Annotated in this window: 17 protein-coding genes; 2 read left to right on the forward strand and 15 right to left on the reverse strand. The window is 55.9% G+C overall.

Annotated elements, in window-relative coordinates; genetic code table 11:
* The first annotated feature begins 98 nt into the window (after positions 1–98).
* Positions 99–2,696, forward strand: coding sequence for a bifunctional aconitate hydratase 2/2-methylisocitrate dehydratase (gene acnB, locus EBC_RS05395; protein WP_013200786.1), 2,598 nt, complete (start codon positions 99–101; stop codon positions 2,694–2,696).
* A gap of 56 nt (positions 2,697–2,752) precedes the next feature.
* Here the strand turns inward: acnB and EBC_RS05400 are convergent, their stop codons facing one another.
* From EBC_RS05400 to EBC_RS05435, 8 genes are all read right to left on the reverse strand, one after another.
* A complete protein-coding gene (locus EBC_RS05400) occupies positions 2,753–4,060 on the reverse strand; it encodes an MmgE/PrpD family protein (RefSeq protein WP_041692213.1) in 1,308 nt (435 codons plus the stop codon).
* A 61-nt stretch (positions 4,061–4,121) separates the two neighbouring features.
* Complete coding sequence (locus tag EBC_RS05405; protein ID WP_013200788.1) at positions 4,122–4,880, reverse strand: ABC transporter ATP-binding protein; 759 nt, start codon at positions 4,878–4,880, stop codon at positions 4,122–4,124.
* Positions 4,877–5,743 carry an ABC transporter ATP-binding protein gene (locus EBC_RS05410; RefSeq protein WP_013200789.1) on the reverse strand — a complete coding sequence of 289 codons (867 nt, stop codon included), beginning with the start codon at positions 5,741–5,743 and terminating at the stop codon, positions 4,877–4,879. The genes EBC_RS05405 and EBC_RS05410 overlap by 4 nt, the downstream gene beginning before the upstream one ends.
* Complete coding sequence (locus EBC_RS05415; protein WP_013200790.1) at positions 5,736–6,671, reverse strand: ABC transporter permease; 936 nt, start codon at positions 6,669–6,671, stop codon at positions 5,736–5,738. Before EBC_RS05415 ends, EBC_RS05410 begins: the two co-directional genes overlap by 8 nt.
* Positions 6,668–7,732, reverse strand: coding sequence for an ABC transporter permease (locus EBC_RS05420; RefSeq protein ID WP_013200791.1), 1,065 nt, complete (start codon positions 7,730–7,732; stop codon positions 6,668–6,670). Before EBC_RS05420 ends, EBC_RS05415 begins: the two co-directional genes overlap by 4 nt.
* Before the next feature lie 10 nt (positions 7,733–7,742).
* Complete coding sequence (locus tag EBC_RS05425) at positions 7,743–9,338, reverse strand: ABC transporter substrate-binding protein (protein ID WP_013200792.1); 1,596 nt, start codon at positions 9,336–9,338, stop codon at positions 7,743–7,745.
* A gap of 28 nt (positions 9,339–9,366) precedes the next feature.
* Complete coding sequence (locus tag EBC_RS05430) at positions 9,367–10,794, reverse strand: M20 family metallopeptidase (protein ID WP_013200793.1); 1,428 nt, start codon at positions 10,792–10,794, stop codon at positions 9,367–9,369.
* Between the two features lie 223 nt (positions 10,795–11,017).
* Positions 11,018–11,935 carry a LysR family transcriptional regulator gene (locus EBC_RS05435; RefSeq protein ID WP_013200794.1) on the reverse strand — a complete coding sequence of 306 codons (918 nt, stop codon included), beginning with the start codon at positions 11,933–11,935 and terminating at the stop codon, positions 11,018–11,020.
* A 207-nt stretch (positions 11,936–12,142) separates the two neighbouring features.
* On the opposite strand from EBC_RS05435, the gene yacL reads away from it, so the two are divergent.
* Complete coding sequence (gene yacL, locus EBC_RS05440; protein WP_013200795.1) at positions 12,143–12,505, forward strand: protein YacL; 363 nt, start codon at positions 12,143–12,145, stop codon at positions 12,503–12,505.
* Between the two features lie 56 nt (positions 12,506–12,561).
* Here the strand turns inward: yacL and EBC_RS05445 are convergent, their stop codons facing one another.
* From EBC_RS05445 to EBC_RS05475, 7 genes are all read right to left on the reverse strand, one after another.
* Complete coding sequence (locus EBC_RS05445) at positions 12,562–13,911, reverse strand: Nramp family divalent metal transporter (protein ID WP_081461025.1); 1,350 nt, start codon at positions 13,909–13,911, stop codon at positions 12,562–12,564.
* 76 nt (positions 13,912–13,987) lie between these two features.
* Positions 13,988–15,037 (reverse strand): cyclase family protein, encoded by a 1,050-nt coding sequence (locus EBC_RS05450; RefSeq protein WP_013200797.1) that lies wholly within the window; start codon positions 15,035–15,037, stop codon positions 13,988–13,990.
* Complete coding sequence (locus EBC_RS05455) at positions 15,034–16,359, reverse strand: MFS transporter (protein ID WP_013200798.1); 1,326 nt, start codon at positions 16,357–16,359, stop codon at positions 15,034–15,036. Before EBC_RS05455 ends, EBC_RS05450 begins: the two co-directional genes overlap by 4 nt.
* Positions 16,360–16,448: 89 nt before the next feature.
* Complete coding sequence (locus EBC_RS05460) at positions 16,449–17,768, reverse strand: MFS transporter (RefSeq protein WP_041691909.1); 1,320 nt, start codon at positions 17,766–17,768, stop codon at positions 16,449–16,451.
* Between the two features lie 84 nt (positions 17,769–17,852).
* A complete protein-coding gene (locus EBC_RS05465) occupies positions 17,853–18,803 on the reverse strand; it encodes a phosphoglycerate dehydrogenase (RefSeq protein ID WP_013200800.1) in 951 nt (316 codons plus the stop codon).
* Between the two features lie 52 nt (positions 18,804–18,855).
* Positions 18,856–19,740 (reverse strand): dihydrodipicolinate synthase family protein, encoded by an 885-nt coding sequence (locus EBC_RS05470; RefSeq protein ID WP_013200801.1) that lies wholly within the window; start codon positions 19,738–19,740, stop codon positions 18,856–18,858.
* A gap of 17 nt (positions 19,741–19,757) precedes the next feature.
* Positions 19,758–20,906 (reverse strand): iron-containing alcohol dehydrogenase, encoded by a 1,149-nt coding sequence (locus tag EBC_RS05475; protein WP_013200802.1) that lies wholly within the window; start codon positions 20,904–20,906, stop codon positions 19,758–19,760.
* Positions 20,907–21,054 lie beyond the last annotated feature (148 nt).

A 21,054-nucleotide genomic window follows, 5' to 3' on the forward strand; every position in this document is an offset into this window, starting at 1 on the left:
GCCCCTCGCGTAACCGGGCGCTTCACCCTACAGAATACGCACCTCACTTCGCGGTAAACCGCCCGGTATGCCATAACAATGTGAGCGAGGAGAACGTCGTGCTAGAAGAATACCGTAAGCACGTTGCCGAGCGTGCTGCCGAAGGGATCGTTCCAAAACCAATTGATGCTTCCCAAATGGCCGCGCTGGTTGAACTGCTGAAAAACCCGCCTGCGGGCGAAGAAGAATTCCTGTCTGATCTGTTAATCAATCGAGTTCCACCAGGCGTGGACGAAGCGGCTTACGTGAAAGCTGGCTTCCTGGCTGCTGTCGCCGCAGGCGAAGCGACCTCTCCTCTGGTTACCCCTGAAAAAGCTGTAGAACTGCTGGGCACCATGCAGGGCGGCTACAACATTCACCCGCTGATCGATGCGCTCGACAATGAGACGCTGGCCCCGATCGCGGCGAAAGCCCTTTCCCATACTTTGCTGATGTTTGACAGCTTCTACGATGTGGAAGAGAAAGCCAAAGCGGGTAACCCACACGCGCAGAAGATCCTGAAGTCCTGGGCTGATGCTGAGTGGTATCTGTCACGTCCCGAGCTGGCAGAAAAACTCACCGTTACCGTCTTCAAAGTCACCGGCGAAACCAACACCGATGACCTGTCTCCGGCCCCGGATGCCTGGTCCCGTCCTGATATCCCACTGCACGCGTTGGCGATGCTGAAAAATGCCCGTGAAGGCATTGAGCCAGACGACGCCGGCAATGTTGGCCCAATCAAGCAGATTGAAGCGCTGCAGGCGAAAGGTTTCCCTCTTGCTTACGTGGGTGACGTTGTCGGCACCGGTTCATCGCGTAAATCCGCCACCAACTCGGTGCTGTGGTTTATGGGTGATGACCTGCCGTTTGTGCCGAACAAGAAAGGCGGCGGCGTGGTACTGGGCAGCAACATTGCCCCGATCTTCTTCAACACCATGGAAGATGCGGGCGCATTGCCAATCGAAGTGGATGTGGCGAACCTGAATATGGGCGATGTGATTGACATCTACCCGTACAAAGGCGAAGTGAAGAACCACGAAACCGGCGAAGTGCTGGCGACCTTCTCACTGAAAACCGAAGTGCTGCTGGACGAAGTTCGCGCCGGTGGCCGTATCCCGCTGATCATCGGCCGTGGCCTGACCACCAAAGCCCGTGAATCTCTGGGCCTGCCGCACAGCGAGGTGTTCCGCCTGGCGAAAGACGTGGCGGTCAGCACCCGTGGTTATTCACTGGCGCAGAAAATGGTTGGCCGTGCCTGTGGCACAGACGGCGTGCGTCCTGGCGCCTACTGCGAACCAAAAATGACCTCTGTCGGTTCTCAGGACACCACCGGTCCAATGACCCGTGATGAACTGAAAGACCTGGCCTGTCTGGGCTTCTCTGCGGATCTGGTGATGCAGTCCTTCTGCCACACCGCAGCCTATCCTAAGCCGGTTGACGTCTCTACTCACCACACGCTGCCAGACTTCATCATGAACCGGGGTGGCGTCTCACTGCGTCCGGGTGACGGTATTATCCACAGCTGGCTGAACCGTATGCTGCTGCCGGATACCGTGGGTACCGGCGGTGACTCGCATACGCGTTTCCCAATCGGGATCTCCTTCCCGGCAGGTTCAGGTCTGGTGGCGTTTGCTGCGGCGACCGGCGTGATGCCGCTGGATATGCCTGAGTCGGTACTGGTGCGTTTCAAAGGGAAAATGGAGCCAGGCATCACCCTGCGCGACCTGGTTCACGCCATCCCGCTGTACGCCATCAAGCAGGGCCTGCTGACCGTTGAGAAGAAAGGGAAGAAAAACATCTTCTCAGGTCGCATCCTGGAAATCGAAGGTCTGCCAGAGCTGAAAGTTGAGCAGGCGTTTGAACTTTCTGATGCCTCAGCCGAGCGTTCTGCTGCCGGTTGTACCATCAAGCTGGGCCAGGCACCGATTATCGAGTACCTGAACTCCAACATCGTGCTGTTGAAGTGGATGATCTCTGAAGGTTACGGCGATCGTCGTACCCTTGAGCGTCGTATTCAGGGCATGGAAAAATGGCTGTCTGAACCGAATCTGCTGGAAGCCGATGCGGATGCAGAGTACGCGGCAGTGATCGAAATCGATCTGGCGGAGATCAAGGAGCCGATCCTGTGTGCGCCAAACGATCCGGACGATGCCCGTCTGCTGTCTGATGTTCAGGGCGAGAAAATCGATGAAGTGTTTATCGGCTCTTGCATGACCAACATCGGTCACTTCCGTGCGGCCGGTAAGCTGCTGGATAGCCACAAAGGCCAGCTGCCGACCCGTCTGTGGGTGGCACCGCCAACCAAGATGGACGCCGCGCAGCTGACGGAAGAGGGCTATTACAGCGTCTTCGGTAAGAGCGGTGCGCGTATCGAGATCCCGGGCTGTTCACTGTGCATGGGTAACCAGGCGCGTGTGGCAGATGGCGCGACGGTGGTCTCCACCTCAACCCGTAACTTCCCGAACCGTCTGGGTACCGGTGCTAACGTCTACCTGGCATCAGCCGAACTGGCTGCGGTCGCGTCGCTGTTAGGCAAACTGCCTACGCCAGACGAATACCAGCAGTTTATGTTGCAGGTCGATAAGACCGCGGTAGACACCTACCGTTATCTGAACTTCGACAAGCTGTCCCAGTACACGGACAAAGCTGACGGTGTGATCTTCCAGACCGCCGTATAACGTCGGTGATGGATGAGAAAGGGAGGCCTGATGGTCTCCCTTTTTTTATGTGTGCTTTACACCAGCAGGGCGCGCAGGAACGTCAAACTTTCCTCTTGCTCAATCGCTCCAATCCGTTGATAGATTTCATCTGAATCCACCAGCCCGCGGCAACAGTCGGTAAACTTTTGACGCCGATCATCTTCGCTGAAGGGCTCCGCCAGCGATCCCCTGGCGCCTGGCCGCTGATGGTGCAAGATGCGGCCATCACGTAGCGTCAGCGTGACCAGATGTGGCAGGTTATCAGCTAGCGCCTCTTCTTCTGGCTGCCAGCTTTCCATGCTGATGCAGGTCATCAGTGGATGCGTTCGCTGCACGGCAACACGCGCGGGCGTGAAATCTGTCACGCTGAGCGAACCGGCCTCAAGCATTCGCGCCACGCAGTAGTTCATCGAAAACCGGGCCTGCATCTCATCGTGGGGATCGGTATAGGCGAGGTTACGCAGGTTGGATATCCCCACTTTGCAGCTGACGGCTTCAATATCCTCAGCCCGAAAAGCCGAACTGGCCTGCAAATCGGCAATCGCATCCAACACCCTATGGGTGGAGCCGCAGCAGGGATACTTCTTGGGCATCACCCCGATGGTTTCGATAATATGCCGTGGCTCTTCAGCCCAACGCGCCAGCTTCTCCGTCGAAAATCCGGCTCCGGCAAACAGTTCATAAAAGCCCATTTGACCTTCAAGGATATCCAGCCTGCCACTCATACCGGTGGCGGCCAACTCAGCTGCATCCACCGCATTACGGGCAGCCATACCGGCATGGAAAGGCTTTAAAGGCGTGCCAAACTGACCTTTGACTCCACTGGCAAGGCTGACGGCGATGCTCAATGCGCGGCCAATACCGGCCTGATCCAGGCCTTTCAGCCAGGCAACACCGGCGGCCGTGCCGATGCACCCAATGGTTGATGTGCCGTGCCAGCCGGCAGTGTAGTGCGAGGAACTGACCATATCACCAACAAAAGCCTGCGCCTGAAGGCCAATCAGGTAAGCGTTAACCAGCGCCTCACCATTGGCCTCCTCTTGCAGGGCGACAGCCAACAGCGCGGGCACCAAAACCGCCGAGGCATGGCTCATGCCGGGGCCAAAATTATCATCGTAGTCAATGGCGTGGGCTGATGTGGCGTTGATCAGCGCCACAATTGCCGCAGGCGGCGTTTGATAGCCAGACCAGGCCTGCCTGACGGCCAGGGTGGAATAATCCTCCCGTCCGGCGTAAAGGCAACCCAGCGTATCGCTGATGGCTTCCTTCGCCAGACGATGGGCGGTAGCGCTGAATCGCGGTTCACGGGCACACCATTCAGCCATGTTTTCAATCACAGTTATCATCATGCTTCCTCAAGAGTGTCGAGATAGCTTTCCAGTTGACGAAACACGGGGGGGCTCCTCAGGCTTCGCTGGCAGCGAGAAATCGCTGTGTGTAAGGCTCACGGGCATCGCCGTGGCGCACGGCGTCGGCGGTCAGCTCTTCCAGCAGTTTTCCCTGATGCATAATCGCCACCCGCTGGCACAGATGCGTCACCACCGCCAGGTCATGCGTCACCATCAGGTAAGTCAGCTGGCGCTGCGTGCGCATGGTGGAGAGCAGATTCAGAATTTCTGCTTGCACCGAGACATCGAGTGCGGAGGTTGGCTCATCCAGAAGCAGCACTGAAGGCTCCATGATCAACGCCCGGGCAATCGCCACGCGCTGACGTTGGCCACCGGAGAGCTGATGGGGGTAGCGGTATCTGAAGGCATCGCTAAGCCCCACCGCCTGTAATACCTCGCTGATGCGCTCTTCATGTCGATCCAATCCGTGCAGCTTAAGTGGCTCCAGCAGGGCGTTGTAGACCATTTTGCGCGGATGTAGTGAGGCATAAGGATCCTGAAAAACCATCTGCACCTGGCGATAGAACGGCTTATCACGCATTGGTTGCTGCTCTTTGTTATCGAACAGGATCGCGCCCTGGTAATCGCTGTTGAGCCCGGCCAGTGCGCGGAGAATAGTGGATTTTCCGCAGCCAGATTCACCGATCAATCCGTATGATTCGCCTGCTGCAAGGGTAAAGCTGACGCGATCTACCACCTGACGACGCTGGTTGCCCTGGCCAAAAGCGATGGTCAAATCGACGGTTTCAATACTGCGTTGATGAGTGGGGATCATAGCGCAACTCCATTTCGGTACGCCGGGCCATGCAGCCAGGCGGGATCACGCGTAGGAACGCTAAGCGTGTCGATGGGATGGTGTAAACGCGGTTGACTGGCCAGCAGTGCCCGGGTGTAAGGATGCTGCGCCTCATGCAAACGATTCGCGGCGATCTCCTCGACGATTCGTCCGGCGTACATCACCAGCACGCGATCGCAAAAGCGCGAGACCAGATTGAGATCGTGCGTAATAAACAGTAGCCCGGTATTACGCCGGGCCAGCAGCTCGTCGAGGATCCCCAGCACCTGCTGACGGACGGTGACGTCCAGCGCAGAGGTCGGTTCGTCCGCAATAATCAGGTCCGGTTCCGGGATCAGCATCATCGCAATCATTACGCGCTGGCCCATCCCGCCGGAGATTTCATGTGGATAGAGCCGGTACACTTTCTCCACGTCACGAATATGCACCGACTCCAGCATTGCCAACGCCCGGGCTTTCGCCTCACTTTTAGAGGCTTTGCTGTGCAGACGATAGGCTTCGGTAATCTGATCGCCGATACGCATCAGCGGATTGAGGGAGAATTTCGGGTCCTGCAGGATCATCGATATACGGTTACCTCGGATCGTGCGCATCTGCTTCTCACTGGCATTCAGCAGATCCACATCGCCAAAGCGCATCTCGTCTGCACTAATACGGCCGATTTTTGGGGTCAGCTTGAGCAATGCGCGGCAGGTTTGTGATTTGCCGGAGCCTGATTCGCCGACGATCGCTAACTTCTCGCGCCCAACGCTGAAGGACACATCGCGTACCGCATGATGATCTTCATGCGCGCCGGTGAAAATAATGTTCAGGTTTTTAACCTGCAGCAGAGTATCAGTCATGGCGAAGGTCCATCACGTCACGCAGGCCATCACCTAACAGGTTAAAAGCCAGACTGGTGAAAAGGATGGCTAAACCGGGAATGGCGGCAATCCAGCCATTGTTCAGCATAAATTCGCGGCCTGATGCGAGCATTGCCCCCCATTCCGGGCTGGGAGCCTGCGCGCCAAGGCCAAGGAAACCCAGACCGGCTGCCGTCAGAATGATTGCAGCCATATTCAACGTGACGCGGACCACCACGGATGGCAGACACATCGGGATGATGTGACGCAGGATGATATGCAGCGAACTTGCACCCTGCAAACGCACCGCCGCGATGTAATCCATCTTGCGGATCGACAAGGTTTCAGCGCGGGCCAGACGGGCAATCGGTGGCCAGGAAGACAGTGAAATGGCAATGATTGCATTCTCAATGCCAGGACCTAATGCGGCAACGAAAGCCAGCGCCAGGATCAGACTCGGGAAGGCGAGAAAAATATCCACCAGGCGCATCAGCACCGTATCTACCCAGCCGCCAAGATAACCGGCACTGGTGCCAATCAGTAAACCCAGTGGCGTGATGATCACTGCGGTCAGACAGGCGATATACAGCGTGATGCGTGCGCCATAGAGCAAACGGCTATAGATATCGCGGCCCAGCTCATCGGTGCCCAACCAGAAGCTGGCGCTGGGTGGTTTCAGTCGATGGGCCAAATCCTGAGTAAAGATATCGTGATTGCTTAACAGCGGCGCAAATAGCGCGGCAAAGATAATTACCAGTAGAACGATCAGGCCAAACAGCGCGGAGTGGTTGGCACAAAAGCGCCGCCACTGGATCCACATCTGTTGCATCCTGGCCTGGAAAGGGGAGCGTGGTGCCGGTGCGCTCAGCCAGCTACGCAGCGCCGAGCGGGAAGGCGCGGGCAGCGATCGGTTAACGGAATCGGTCATTGATCCTCCTGACGCGTTCGTGGATCGAATATACGGTAGAGCAAATCGCACAGCAGATTGATGGCCACAAAAATCGCCCCGGTCAGTAGCGTACAGCCGACCACGGCATTCATATCACCTGCCAGCAATGCGTTGGTGAGATAGCGGCCAAACCCTGGCCAGGCGAAGACCGTTTCAGTCAGGACGGCGCCTTCCAGCAGCCATGCCCATGAGAGCGCGACGACCGTCAGCGTAGGAACGGCGATATTGCGCAGTGCATGCACCCACACGCAGCGTGCCCAGGACAAGCCTTTCACGCGGGCGGTGATGATGTACTCCTGCGAGAGTTGCTCGATCATAAAGCTGCGCACCATGCGGCTGATATAGGCCAGCGAACTCAGCCCCAGAATCGACGCAGGAAGGATGATATGGCCGAAGACGTTTTTGAATACTGCCCAGTTACCACCGAGTAAACTGTCAATCAGCCAGAAACCGGTGACCGGTTTCAAATCGAACTCGTACATAAAATCAATCCGTCCGGGCCCGCCAATCCAGCCCAGTGAGGCGTAGAACAGCAGTAATCCCATTAAGCCCAGCCAGAAATGCGGTGTGGAGTAGCTAAGCAAGCCGATAAACCGGATCAGATGGTCAAACCACGAATTACGATACATCGCTGACAGCACGCCTGCCGGAATACCCAGCCCGACACCGATGATAGCCGCGACCGTTGCCAGCTCCAGCGTCGCCGGAAAGACGCGGGCAATATCCTGTGCTACCGGCTGGCTGGTGGTCAGTGCGATACCAAAGTCGAGATGGGCCAGTTGCCAGAGATAGTCGATAAATTGTTTCCACAACGGCTGGTCGAGACCAAGCTGGTGGAACATCTGGTTATAGGCTTCCTGACTGGCGTTATCGCCGATCACTGCCACAACAGGGTCGATCGGCAACAAACGGCCAATAAAGAAGGTCAGTGCCGCCAGTCCCATTAGCGTACAGAAAATGGAAAACGTGCCTTTTAACAGCCGTTTCAGATAGCGAAACATCGGTGATGGGCCTGCAATTTCAGTGATGACTTGCGACATGACCGCCCCTTTATTTTGTTGCAGCGCCGTACCACACGCGGAAACCGTTCCAGGTCCAGTCTTTCACCGCCGGGCTGATGCCTGCGGAGTTATACATCTGGAACATGATAGCCATTGGCCCTTTCTGCATTTGTTCACGTTGCAAATCGGCATACATCGCCATACGTTTGCCGTCGTCGGGTTCCAGCAGTGCGGCATTGACCGCTTTGTTCATTGACTCGTCGTAATAGGCCGCCCGCCAGCTTGGGTACTGCGTGGCGCGGGCTTCTTTGCGGTTATCCGGGTTATAAACCAGACGCGATGCATTGCCATAGGCATCCGGCACGGAAGTTTGCCAGGCCATCATCGCGCTCTGAAACTCACGTCCGCGAGCACGGCTGAACAGCTGAGCATTGGCCATCCGTTCCAGCGACAGTTTCACGCCGACTTTGGCGGCATTCTGTTGAATGCTCTGGGCGATAGGTGCTGAGTGAGGCAGGGTGCCGAAAATCACCGATGCCGAGAAGCCCTCTGGATAACCGGCTTCGGTCAGCAACTGTTTGGCCTTCACCAGATCCAGTTTGAAAGGCTGTCCCTCTTTGGCATCCAGCGCGCCAAATGCCCCTTGCTGAGCGAAGCTGGCCCGCGGGACGCCAAGATACGGCATCACGCTTTTGGCCAGCCCGTCATAATCGATCAGATAACGCATCGCCAGACGGACTTTTTCATTTTTGAAAATCGGATCTTCGTTATTAAAGGTCCAGAAGAACAGCTGTGGCTTCAACACCTTTTCGACCTTAACCTTGCCGCCTTCATCCAGCGTTTTCAGGTCATCTGCAGACAGATCGCGGGCAATATCGACATCGCCCTGGGTGAGCAGTAAGCGCTGAGTCCCGGTTTCAGCAACATGACGGATCAGAATGCGCTTCAGCTTCGGTGTGGTACCCCAGTAGTGATTCGTGGCTTGCAGCACTACGCCTTCACCTGCATTCCAGCGCATCAACTGATAAGGGCCGACGCAGGCGGTGTGGGTGGACAAATATTTATGGCCCAGATCGTCATTGACCGCCTGTTTCTCCAGTAGCTTACGATCCAGCAATGTAGCGACGTTATTGGCCGCAATCGCCTGTAACACCAGATTGGTCGGGTAGGCCTGGTCAAACTTCATCACCAGCGTGTTGTCATCCGGCGCGGTGATCATCCGATCGACATTCTCTTTGCTGAAACCATACTCTTTCAGCGTCGCGGCGTTGCCGTAGCCCAGCTTCACCACTCGCTGTAACGACCAGGCTAAATCACCGGCGCTGGCGGCTGAACCGTCCGGGAATTTCAGGTTTGGCTGAAGGTGAAAGGTGATCTGTTTGCGGTCTTCCGTCACCTCCCAGCTTTTAGCCAGTTCCGGCACCACTTTCTTCTCGTCTTTGATATCGAACGACGTCAGCGTGTCGCAGGTGTTCATCACGATTTCATTGGTGACCACTTCGCCAATTTGCGCCGGGTCCCAGGTGCTGATGGCATCGATATTCCATGCCATCACCAGCGAATCTTGCGGCGTTGCAGCTGGGGAGGCCCCACTGTACCCCCCCGCTACGATCAGGGCTGCGGTAAGCGTTTTTAGTTTTAGCATTAACGATAACTCCCAGAGAACAAGCGAATTACAGGGTTTCAGGACGCGGCTGTAGCGGCGGGCTAACCTCTTCAGGAATTGGGCAGTGATAAGGGGTTTCACTGGTTTGCTCAAAGTGGGCCTTTTTCACCTGTGCCAGTAGCATCTTGTCAGTCAGCACATCGATAGCCGTTGCCGCCATGATTTTGGCCACATGGGTCAGCCCTTTGTGTGCGGCAGGCATTTTTCCCTGCGCGGTCAGCTGCCATGAGTGACCTGGCGTGCCAAGTGCCATGGTGGGTACATGTGCCTGAACCGTCGGTAGTACCCAGCTGACGTCACCAACGTCGGTTGAGCCGATCATGGTTTCGCCGTGAGTATCCAGCGGGATAATGAAGTCGCTTAAGGGTTTAGGATTAGTGGGTTTCACGCCTGCTTTACGGTAATCGCTGGCAATCTCTTCCGGGCTAAGCGTTGACTGAATTTCGGCGGCAAAGGCTAAATCGGCCTCATCAAATGGCACCGTGCCCAGTGCTTCAAAATTGCGCTGCATCGCCTCTTCCAGTGGGCGGTTACCCAGCAAGTTTGATACGGCGCTCATGATGCTGATATCCACTTTAGTGTCGGTCATCAGCGCGGCACCTTGTGCCACACGCTTGACACGCTCGTTGAGATCAAACATGGCGTGGACATCACGCGAACGGATGGCATACCGCACCGTTGCTTTGGCCTGCACCACGTTTGGTGCAATGCCGCCGGAGTCCAACATCGCATAGTGAATGCGTGAGTCCTGCGGGACATGTTCACGCAGGAACTGTACGCCTACGTTCATCAACTCGACGCCATCCAGCGCGCTGCGCCCGAGGTGAGGAGACGCCGCAGCATGAGAAGATCGGCCGGTGAAGGCGAAGTCCATGCGGGTATTAGCCAGCGACAGCGCTTTTGCCACTTCATGATGGCCGCTTGGATGCCAGGTGATGGCCACATCCACGCCGTCAAATGCACCGGCACGTGCCATAAAGGATTTTGCTGCGCCGCCTTCTTCAGCAGGGCAACCGTAATAGCGCACGCGGCCTGGCATGCCAGTCTCAGCCAGCCATTCCTTTAATGCGGTTGCTGCCAACATCGCAGCGGAACCCAGCAGATTATGCCCACAACCATGGCCATGACCGTTACCAGGCAACGGCGATGGACGAGCGACGCCTGATTCCTGGCTCAAACCCGGCAGGGCATCGTACTCACCGAGAATGGCAATAATGGGCCCACCTTCTCCGGTTTCGCCCATCACTGCTGTGGGGATTCCAGCCACATTTTCCGTGACGCGAAAGCCCTGCTGTTTCAGCATTGCTGTATGTTCCGCTACCGAGCGGTATTCGGTATAGCAAATCTCAGGCATCCCCCAAACGCGATCGCTTAGATCGCAAAATTCGGCGCGGTGTTCATCGACTAACTTCCAGACTAACGCTTTGTTTTGCATGGCTGTCCCCAGAGAACATGACGGTTAACATACGGGGCCGCTGTGGCCCGGCTGGTTTCAGCATGCAAGAGAGCGGCGCAGAAATACCAATGAGCAATTTGGCTGGCCCATTCCAAAATTGCATAGTTTGCGGTGAACAGAGGGTCCGCGCGGGCTCTGCCCGCGCGGAGGGAAAGGTAAAGGTGGCCGATGCGCCAGACTGGCGTGCTTTCAGGGTAAAAGGTCAGGCTGCTGAGGCGGTTTCCCCACATTCAGAAGCACAGCGCCAGAACAATTCGGCTGATTCCGCACGCAGCACCGGCTGGCGATAAAGACGAATATCCAACGGCATATCCCAACAGGCGCTTCCAGCACGAACCAGCGCACCACTTTCCAGCTCAAGCTTCAACAGGCTTTCTGGTAGCCAGGCCACTCCGCTGCCCGCCATGGTCATCGCTTTAAGATTGATCGACATGCTGTTTTCATAGATCGCCACCAGTGGCAGAGAGCGGATCGATTCCGATTTTGCCAGCGCATGAGCAAAGAACGAGTGATGGCCGTAGCTGAGGAATGGGATTGGATCGTCGCTGACGCCAACCGGATAGAGCGGTTTACCGTCGCTGTCCGGGCGACAGACCGCGATGGCGCGTTCCGTGCCGAGTTGCAGCATCGGATAGTGTTTGAGTTGCTGAATCAATGCTACGGAGTCGTGGGCATAGGTCAACAGAAAGTCGGTTTCATCAGAGTGCAATTGGGCGATATGTTCCACAAAGGTCGGCTTTTGATCGCACAGCCGAATATAGCCGACCTGCTGTTGTTGCTTGAGCTGCTCAATCCAGTCGGGGAAGAAGGTCAGCGAGAGGGTATTCAACATGGCAAAACGCAGGATCGAGGTGCGCTTCTCAAAGCGCTGATGCAGATCGCTGCGCAAATGGCTCATGGCGAATACCGTTTCACTGGCGGTGATCAGGAAAGCCTGACCTTCAGGTGTTAACGTAACCGGATAGGTTTTACGATCGAACAATGGTACGCCCAACCACACTTCCAACTGACGAATGCGCCGACTGAGGGCGGACTGGGTGATATGCCGCTCGTCGGCGGCGCGGGTAAAGGTACAGCAGCGTGCGACACTCAGGAAATCTTCAAACCATTTCAATTCCATAGCAAAGCCTCGTTCTGGACGAAAAGGGAAGGCGTTTTCAACTGACGTCATACACACGCAAAAAACGCGCCACTGTGAAAATTGGCCCTGAAATCGCTGTTTTTCGTCTGACAGACTGCGATAATGCGGGCTATCCCCCATTAAAAGCGCACAATGCGCGGAAAATGCACGTTATCAGTGCAAAACAGGCAGTCAGAGGACAGCAGTATGGAATACGAATTTTTACGTGACCTCACCGGCGGGGTGAAAGTGCGCATGTCGATGGGACATGAAGCCGTTGGCCACTGGTTTAATGAAGAGGTGGAAGGCAATCTGGCGTTGCTGGATGAAGTGGAAGCCGCGGTAGAGAGCGTAAAAGGCAGCGAGCGCCAGTGGCAGCGCATTGGCCATGAATACACGCTGTGGCTGGATGAGGAAGAGGTGATTGTCCGCGCGAACCTGCTGAGCGTTGAAGGCGATGAGATGGAAGAGGGCATGAACTACTACGACGAAGAGAGCCTGTGCTTCTGTGGCGTGGAGGATTTCCTCGCGGTGATCGCCGCTTACCGGGCGTTTCTGCAGGGTCGGTAAACCGGGCGCTGTTATCAGCGCCGGCTAAATACGGACGATCGTCATCCCGGGGATCTTCAGAGAATGTGCAGCACCTGACGGAAGAAGTTGCGCACAATTTCAAACGTCGACCAGATGCCAATCAGTGATATCACTCCCAGCAATGCCTGTTCCCACAGACGATTTGCCTGGCCTGGCAGCATAAAGCTTTTGCGGCTGGTCATCAGGAACAGCCCAATCAGCAGCGGCGGCAACACCAAAGAGGTTGCCACGCTGGTCCCCAAAATATTCAACATCACCAGATCCGGCGCGCCGGGCATGGTAACGATAATCGGCAGGACGATATACACCGCAATCTGCACGCGCTTAAACCATGGATTATCATCCGGCGTGGCATAACGCTCATTCAGCTTGCCTGCATGATGCACACAGCTGAAAATCAGTGAACAAAAGCCGCGAGACTGGGAAGGGAAGCTGGTAAAGCTGGCAAGGAAAATACAGATCCACAGCAGATAGGGGCCGGCCGGGCCAACCACACGGGTCATCATCGCCGACAAGTCGTTCTTGTCAGCAATGGTGTTGCCGGAACCGTGCACCACTTCAGCTGCCACGCTCCAAAACAGCACGTTGATCACCAGCATTGGCAGCATGCCAAACAGCAAATCCAGTTGCTGAAGCTTACGGTATTTCGGGCCAATCCAGCCTTTGTCACGCATAAAACCCGGATACAGCAGGTTGCTGGTGGAGCCGCCAATCGCCCCGATGGTGGAGACCGCAATAAACACGGCAAAGAATGGTCCGGCATTTTCAGGCAGGCCGAAGGTCAGCCCTTTCATAAAGCCGCTGAAGTCGAAGTGACCGACCTTAATCATCGCATACAGAAAAGAGCCGACCATGATCACCGAGGCCACGCGTGCCAGCGTTTCCAGATGGCGATACTGGTTCCGCGTAACCATCATCAACAAGGTGATGGCGACAATAACGATACTCCAGAGAAACACGCCCCAGGTTTCGCCACCGGTTTTATTGAACAGTTGATAAAGGCCCACCGCACCCGCCCGCAGAAAACTCATCTGCACCACCAACGCCACTATCGCAATCAAAATGCCAAAAAACAGCGGGAAACCGCGCCAGACGCGCTTATATCCCTGCACGATATCATTGTCACCAAAGCGGTTCATCAGGGTGTATTTGGCGATATAGGAGATCATAAAACCGCGTGCCACCAGTGCAATAACCAGCGTCCATAGCAGGTCATAACCATAGTTGGCACCGGCAACGGTCGAGGCGACCAGATCCCCGGTACCGAGAAAGGTCATAGCTAACACCAGGCCCGGACCAAAACTGCGGACGTAGCCGCGTACGGTAGTCGGTAGCTTATGATCGACCTGGAGGATGTTCACTTCCTGTTGCGATGTACTACTCATTGAACTGCCTCACTGTAGGGTTTCGCGCGGCGACCTTGAGGTTCGTTCTCGCGCTCAGGTAGGATTGAGGAAGAATTTAAACGGTGGCGATTGGCGTGGCCGGTGAGCCGACAGCGCCAGGTAATCTCAGCGGAGGTGCGGTTAATAAGAAGGCGTGGCGCTGATGTACACTCAGCCAGTCCGCCAGCTCGCTCATGTGCCAGAGCTCACCCAGATACACACCCAGGCGGAACAGGCATAAGTCGTGTAAAGGATGAGAGGGATAGAAGCTGTCGTTAAGCGGACGTGAAGGCAAAATTTCAACGGCCGGATTGTCTGCCAGCAACGCCACCACACCACTTTCTTCAACCCATTGGCGAAGGGCAGGATCGCTGCCGTCCAGTCCGGCGAAGTGGCTGTTTAGGTAGTCCATATCCGGTTTACCGGCCATCTGATATATCGCATCATCCATGCCCGTGCGGAAGCAGACCATATCGCCCTGTCTGATGGCGATCCGATCGGCTTCAAGGATCTGTGCCAGATGCTGATAGCCAAAGGCAAAGCGTCCGATACCAAAATGCTTTTTGATATCAATCATCACAGCCCGGCCCTGAAGTCCGTGTTTTGCCATATTCTCGATGCCGAGCGCCTTAGCGCCCAAATGGCAACCCTGCGCGCAGCCACAGCCGATGCGATAATCCGTCTCGCCGACGATATCGCTGCCGGCCCGATAGCCGTTATAAAACACCATCTCCGGCTCGCCGTTGCCCTCGACATCAAACCACTGCCCCATATGGGCCAGGCTATCCCACTGGGTCGAATACTGTAGCGCCAACGTCACCGTATCGTCGCAGATGATATCCGTCAGCCGCGCGTCATCCCGCGATAGCGGATAGGTCATATTGGCATGCTCGCCCCGGCGGGTGGCGGCAAGTGTCGGTGCCGGACGACGCGGATTCATCCCGGTTCCGCCAGGCAAGTCCAGCGGCAGACTCAGACAAAAGGTCTGCCCGGTCTGCACTTCACGGATGCCTTCCAGTACCTTTTCTGCGGTCAGCAGGTTGAGACGTCCCAGCTGATCGTCGGGACCGAAATCTCCCCAGGTCGAGTGCTCAGGACGTTTTTTCCAGCGTGATGACGGTTTCATACAGGGCTTCCTTCAACGTTGTTCAGCTGCATCGGTTGCACTGACGGCAACCAGAATCCGTAAATCAGCGCACCGATCAGGCCAACTATCCCGGCCAGCACCAGCGGTATAACAAATGAGTGGGTGAACTGCATCAGTACGCCAATCAGGATCGGTGAAATGATCCCCGCCAGATTGGCTGCCATATTTTGAATGCCGCCGATGGTGGCTACGTTCGCCCGGTTGGGAGCGACATCGGAAGGCAGCGCCCATAAAGCGGCAGAAGCAAAGGTCGCGGCAAAGTTAGCAAAGCACAGTGCGCTAAGTGCGAGGGTGACGGTAGGAGAGAAGGCCGCAAGGCCAATGACCGCGCTCCCCAACATCCCGCCGACCAGCGGTATTTTCCGCGCGGTGGTTAATGACACGCCACGTTTTACCAGGCCATCAGACAATAAACCGCCACACCAGCCGCCGATGATTGCGGCAATCCCTGGCAGCATTCCCAGCAGGCCAAACTTCATCAGCGACAGATGGAAGGTTTCCACCAGATAAGTAGGGAACCAGGTGAAAAAGAAGTAGGAGACAAAGTTGATACAAAAGAACCCGGCCATCATCGCCTGCACGGTGCGCTGGCTTAGCAGTTGGCGAATGCTCATCGGCGCACCGGTCTGCGGATCCTGATTGGCCTCAATATACTCAACTTCCGCTCTGCTGACGGTTTTGTGATCCTGCGGATCGCGATACCAGTAATACCAGCCCGCGGCCCAGACCATCGCGATCAAACCGGAGATAACAAAGGTCATGCGCCAGCCGACCAGGGCGATCAGGAAGGAGATGATCGGGATCGCCAGCGTGCCGCCGATCTTGCTGCCATTGTTAAAGGTCGCGGCGGCGAAGCTCCGTTCCTGGCGAGGGAACCAGCGGGTGACGGTTGAGGAACTGGCCGGATAGCTTGGGGCTTCTACGGCACCCAACACAAAGCGAAAGCCTACCAATGACGCGAGACCGCTGGCCAGACCGCAAGCTGCCGTGGCTAAGCCCCAGCCGAGGCTACTCACCGCAAAGGTGATCCTTGGTCCAAGCTTATCGACCAGCCAGCCTCCCGGCAGTTGGAAAAGGACATAGCTCCAGAAAAAAGCGGAGAGCAGCAGGCCGCTGTCGGTGCTGGAAAGCTGCAGGTCATGGGACATAAAAGGGATGGCCACGCTCATTGCCGCGCGGTCAATGTAGTTGATGGCGATGCCAACAGAGAGCACGGTCAGAATAACGAACCGCATTTTCCCGGTAGATTGGGTTGCACTTGCCTTATCAAGAACAGCATTCTCATGAGAATTAATCGACATGATCGGCTCCGGTACAGGATATTTTTATTGTTTTTTAACGACGGTTCCCTCTCCCCTCATGGCTGAGGGAGGAGGGAACGGGCCTCGGGTCAGACTCTTCCCGCAGACAGCTGAGGGGAATTTGCGGTCTCGTTGTCCTCAATGGGCTCAACGTTACCCATCAGGAACAGGTAGTTAATGATGCCGATCACCACCAGGGCAGCGGAAAACACCAGCGCCCAGGTGAAGGAACCGGTGGCGGCAACAATGGCACCGGTGACAATCGGACCAATGGCGCCGCCCATATTTGAGACGGTGTTTTGCAAGCCAGCGACAATTGAAACGCTGTTTTCGGGCGCGACATCACCAGGCAGCGCCCAGACCTGAGATGCGGCGACGGTGGTGCCCGATTTGGCGATGCACAGCAGTAGCACCGTCATAAACACCGAGTCGGTAAACGGGGCGAAGCCGATACAGAGCGCCATTAAAAGGCCGATGGTCAGGAACAGTTTACGGGTGGCGGTCAGGGACAGGATCTTCTTGTGCACGATGCGATCTGACGCCCAGCCAGCCAGCACCTCAATCACCATACCGCATAGCAGTGGCAGCGCGGCGACCATACCCATCTTGATGAAATCCATGCCTTTCTCTTTCACCAGGTAGGTTGGCAGCCAGGTAATAAAGAAGTAAGAGGTATAGTTGATGGTGAAGAAGCCAATACACATCGCCCAAATATTGCGGTAGCGCAGCAATTTGTACCATTTCATCGGTCGGACATTTTTATCGCCATGCTTACGCAGTTGTCCATCGCGGATCAGGCTGATCTCCTGCCGGCTAATATGCTTATGATCTTCCGGGTTTTCCGAATAGATAAAGTACCAGGCAATCACCCACAGCAGGCCCACAGCACCGATGATCATAAAGGTCAGACGCCAGTCCACGGCATAGATCATCCAGACGATCAGCGGCATGGCAACGGCACCGCCGAATTTTGAGGCGCTGTCGAACAGACCTGAAACCGTGGCGCGCTCCTTATCCGGGAACCAGCGTGCGGTGATACCGGCATTACTTGGGTAAGCCGCCGCTTCACCAACCCCCAGTGCCAGACGTAAGGCGAGCAGTGATTTAAAGCCGGTTGCCAACCCCATCACCGAGGTGGCGATGGACCACCAGGCAACGGCAATCCCCAGCCCTTTTTTCTGGCCGTAGCGATCGGCAAACCAGCCCGCCGGGATTTGCAGCAGCGAATACGACCAGAAAAATGCGGCCATAATAAAGCCCATCATTTCCGGATCCAGACTGAGCTCATCGATCAGATGCGGTGCCGCAGCCGATAGCACGGTGCGGTCAATATAGTTAATGGCGATTGCCAGCCACATCAGGCCTGCAATCCACCAGCGAATACGGGTGTTACCTGCTTGAGTCTTCATAGTGATAGCCCGGTACAGAGGTGATTAATGGCCGAATCAGGGTTCGGCTTCTTGGGTCGGGACGAACGCGATGCCCGGTTTTTTTTATAACGAGTTCATGATGTTGACAGGTCTTGACTGCTCTTTGACACACTGCACGATTTGCTGCACGCAGCGTTCGCCAATCGCGCTGATCGCCCCGTCGGTATAACCTGCGATATGCGACGTGGGGATAAAGTTCGCCAGAGAAAAAAGGGGATGTTCGCTCAGAGGCTCGTGATCAAAGACATCGGCAGCCGCGCCAGCAATCACGTTGTCTGCCAGGGCCTGATACAGATCCGTTTCGCTGACTACGCCACCGCGTGAGACGTTGAACAGAAAGGCGGACTTTTTCATCTTGCGCAGACGCTCAGCATCAAACAGGTTGCGGGTTTCATCGGTGAGCGGCGTATGCAGCGTGATGAAATCGCTCTCTTCGGTCAGCCGATCCATCGAAACAAACGCGATGTTGTGTTCGGCAGCAAAGGTCTTATCCGGATAAAAATCAAAGGCCAGCACGCGCATATTGAAACCGCTTGCCCTGAGTGCAACCTGCTTACCGATATTGCCCAGGCCGATAATGCCCAGCGTTTTGCCGTAGACATCGGTGGCGAAAATGCGCGGCCAGTGGCCTGCACGGGTTTCTACCGCCGCCGTCGTCACCTGACGTGCGGCATTCAGGATCAGCGCAAAAGCGAAGTCCGCTACCGCATGCTTATTGGCATCAGGCACGTTAGTGACATAAATGCCTCTGGCTTGCGTGGCCTTCAGGTTAATGTTATCGACGCCAACACCGTGCTTGCAGACGATCTTTAACTGCGGCGCGCGATCCAGCAGCGCGTCATTGACTTCGGTAAAGGCCACGATCATTGCGACGGTGTCGGTGAGGTGCGGTTCGAGCGCGCTCAGCGGGGCATCTGCTGGCAGAGTAATCAGCTCAAAACCCTGGGCCTGCAAATCGCGGATCGGCTGCGCATCGTATTTGGCAAATGAGGGTGAGGTACAAATCACTTTCATCATGGTTTCCTTGGTGTGAATGCGGGCAACGCCTGCGCGGTGCCGCTCAAAATTATTGCGTGTACTGGGTGACGATCTGGCGAATACGCTGCTCTTCTTCTGCGCTGAAGCACACGGCATAGCGGCTTTCACCGACATCATGGCCCATTAGCGCGACGGCTTTTTTCACCGCCGCAGGGGAGAACCCGACGCTATAGAGATCGGTGCGCAACCCGGTGACGTTTTCCTGCGCCTTGCGGGAACCGTCGATATCCCCGGCGTTGAAGCGCGCCCAGATCGCGTTAATTTCTTTTGGTGCGACGTTGGCCAGCCCGGAAATACAGGCGGAGCATCCTTCAATAAAGCCCTGATGGATCAGTGAATCCGGTCCGTTAAGCACGTTGAAATTCTCAATGCCTTCCGCCGCCTGCAAGAAGCCTTTCAGGCTTTCATAGCTGCCCGCGCTGTCTTTAATGCCGATAATATTCGGGTGCGCGGCGAGCGTGCGCACGGTGGCGGGCTCAAGCGTATTGCCGGTGCGGGCCGGGATGTTGTAGAGGAACACGGGCACATCCAACGCATCGGCTACCGCTCGGTAATGGGCAATCAGCTCTTCCTGCTTGAGCGGCACGAAGTACGGCGTGATCACTGAAACAGCATCGACACCCAGCGCAGCAACCTGCTGACCGAGACGAATGGTTTCACGGGTGGAGATCTCACCAACATGTGCCACTACAGAGGCTGTGCCCGCCACTTCATCCACGCAGGTTTTGGTCACGGCCAGCTTCTCCTGCTCGTTCAGCACAAAGAATTCGCCATTGGTGCCGCCGCAGAAAATACCGTTGCCAGCCGCCAGTTGACGCTGGATCTGCACGCGCATTGCCGCTTCGTTGTAGTCGCCTGCAGCGGTAAAAGGGGTGACGATGGCGGTCAGTACGCCGGTAATTTTTTTACTCATGGTGTCCTCGTAAAGTGTTAGCGATTCTGGGTCGGGAACAGCGTCAGGTAGACGTCTCGCACGTCATTGGCACTGACCGGGGCAGGCACATTTTTCATCAGACGCTGGACGTCCAGCGCGGCCTCAACCAGGTAAGGCAGGTGATCGGAACCAATGCCCAGTTCATCCAGGCTGGCAGGCAGCTTCAGCCGCTTCACCAGCGCGGAGAAGTAGTCGACCAACGCCAGTGATTTCTGTTCATCGCTCAGCGAAAGGTTGGCATCCGGCAGTAGGTCGTAGGCCTGGGCAAATTTGGTTACAGCGGCCGGGCGCACGAAGCGCATACAGGGTGCCAGCAGAATGGCGTTCGCCACGCCGTGAGGAATGTGATATTTGCCGCCCAGCGGGTAGGACATGGCATGAACCAGATGCGTACCGGCATGGGCAATCGCCGCGCCGCCGTAGTAAGACGCCCACAGCATATCCAGCCTTGCTACCAGATTTTCCGGTTCGGCCACGGCGGTTTCCAGGCTGGTAAACAGCTTTTTCAGGCCGATCAGCGCGTAGTTATCGCTGACCGGGTTGGAGACGGTGGCGGTAAAACATTCAATCAGATGGCAAAGCGCATCAATGCCGGTCGAGGAGGCGATATGCGCGGGCATGCTGGTGGTTAGTTCAGGTGCCAGCACGACATAATCCGGTAGCATCACCGGGGAGATGATGCCGACCTTGGTCTCTTTTTCAGGGATAGCTAATATGGCATTCGGCGTGGCTTCAGAGCCGGTGCCGGCAGTAGTGGGGATCAGTAACGACGCCGTGCGGTTCTGCGGTTTTTCACCGTTTAGCAACGCCGCAAGCGTCGGTGCATTTTCCACGCACAACACCGAAAGCAGCTTAGCCACGTCCAGCACGCTGCCGCCGCCCACACCAATGACTAAATCAATGCCCTGGATATCCAGCGTCGCCACAATGGCCGCCACATCATGCTGACTCGGCTCCGGCGGCACGCTGTCGATCATTTTTACCGTCGGCACGGTGTCGCAAATCTGCTTAATCAACGTCTGCACTAAAGGGATGCCGCCGATGTTCTTGTCAGTCACCAACAGGACGTGCTGTCGGTTCTTTAGCAGATAGCCAATATCATTGAGTGTCTGATAGCCACTGATTATTGTGCTGTTAATATTCATTGTCATACCTTGTCTCTGCCCTTGCTTTCCGCTAAGGGTGATTTTATTTCGTCATTTACTCGTCTGAGCCTCACGAGCAGTGCCTAATTTTATAGGACAAATTGATTTTGATTAATTTGATCTTGCTCACATATAATCAATCATGATT

It is taken from the genome of Erwinia billingiae Eb661 (assembly GCF_000196615.1).
Classification (GTDB): Bacteria; Pseudomonadota; Gammaproteobacteria; order Enterobacterales; family Enterobacteriaceae; genus Erwinia; species Erwinia billingiae.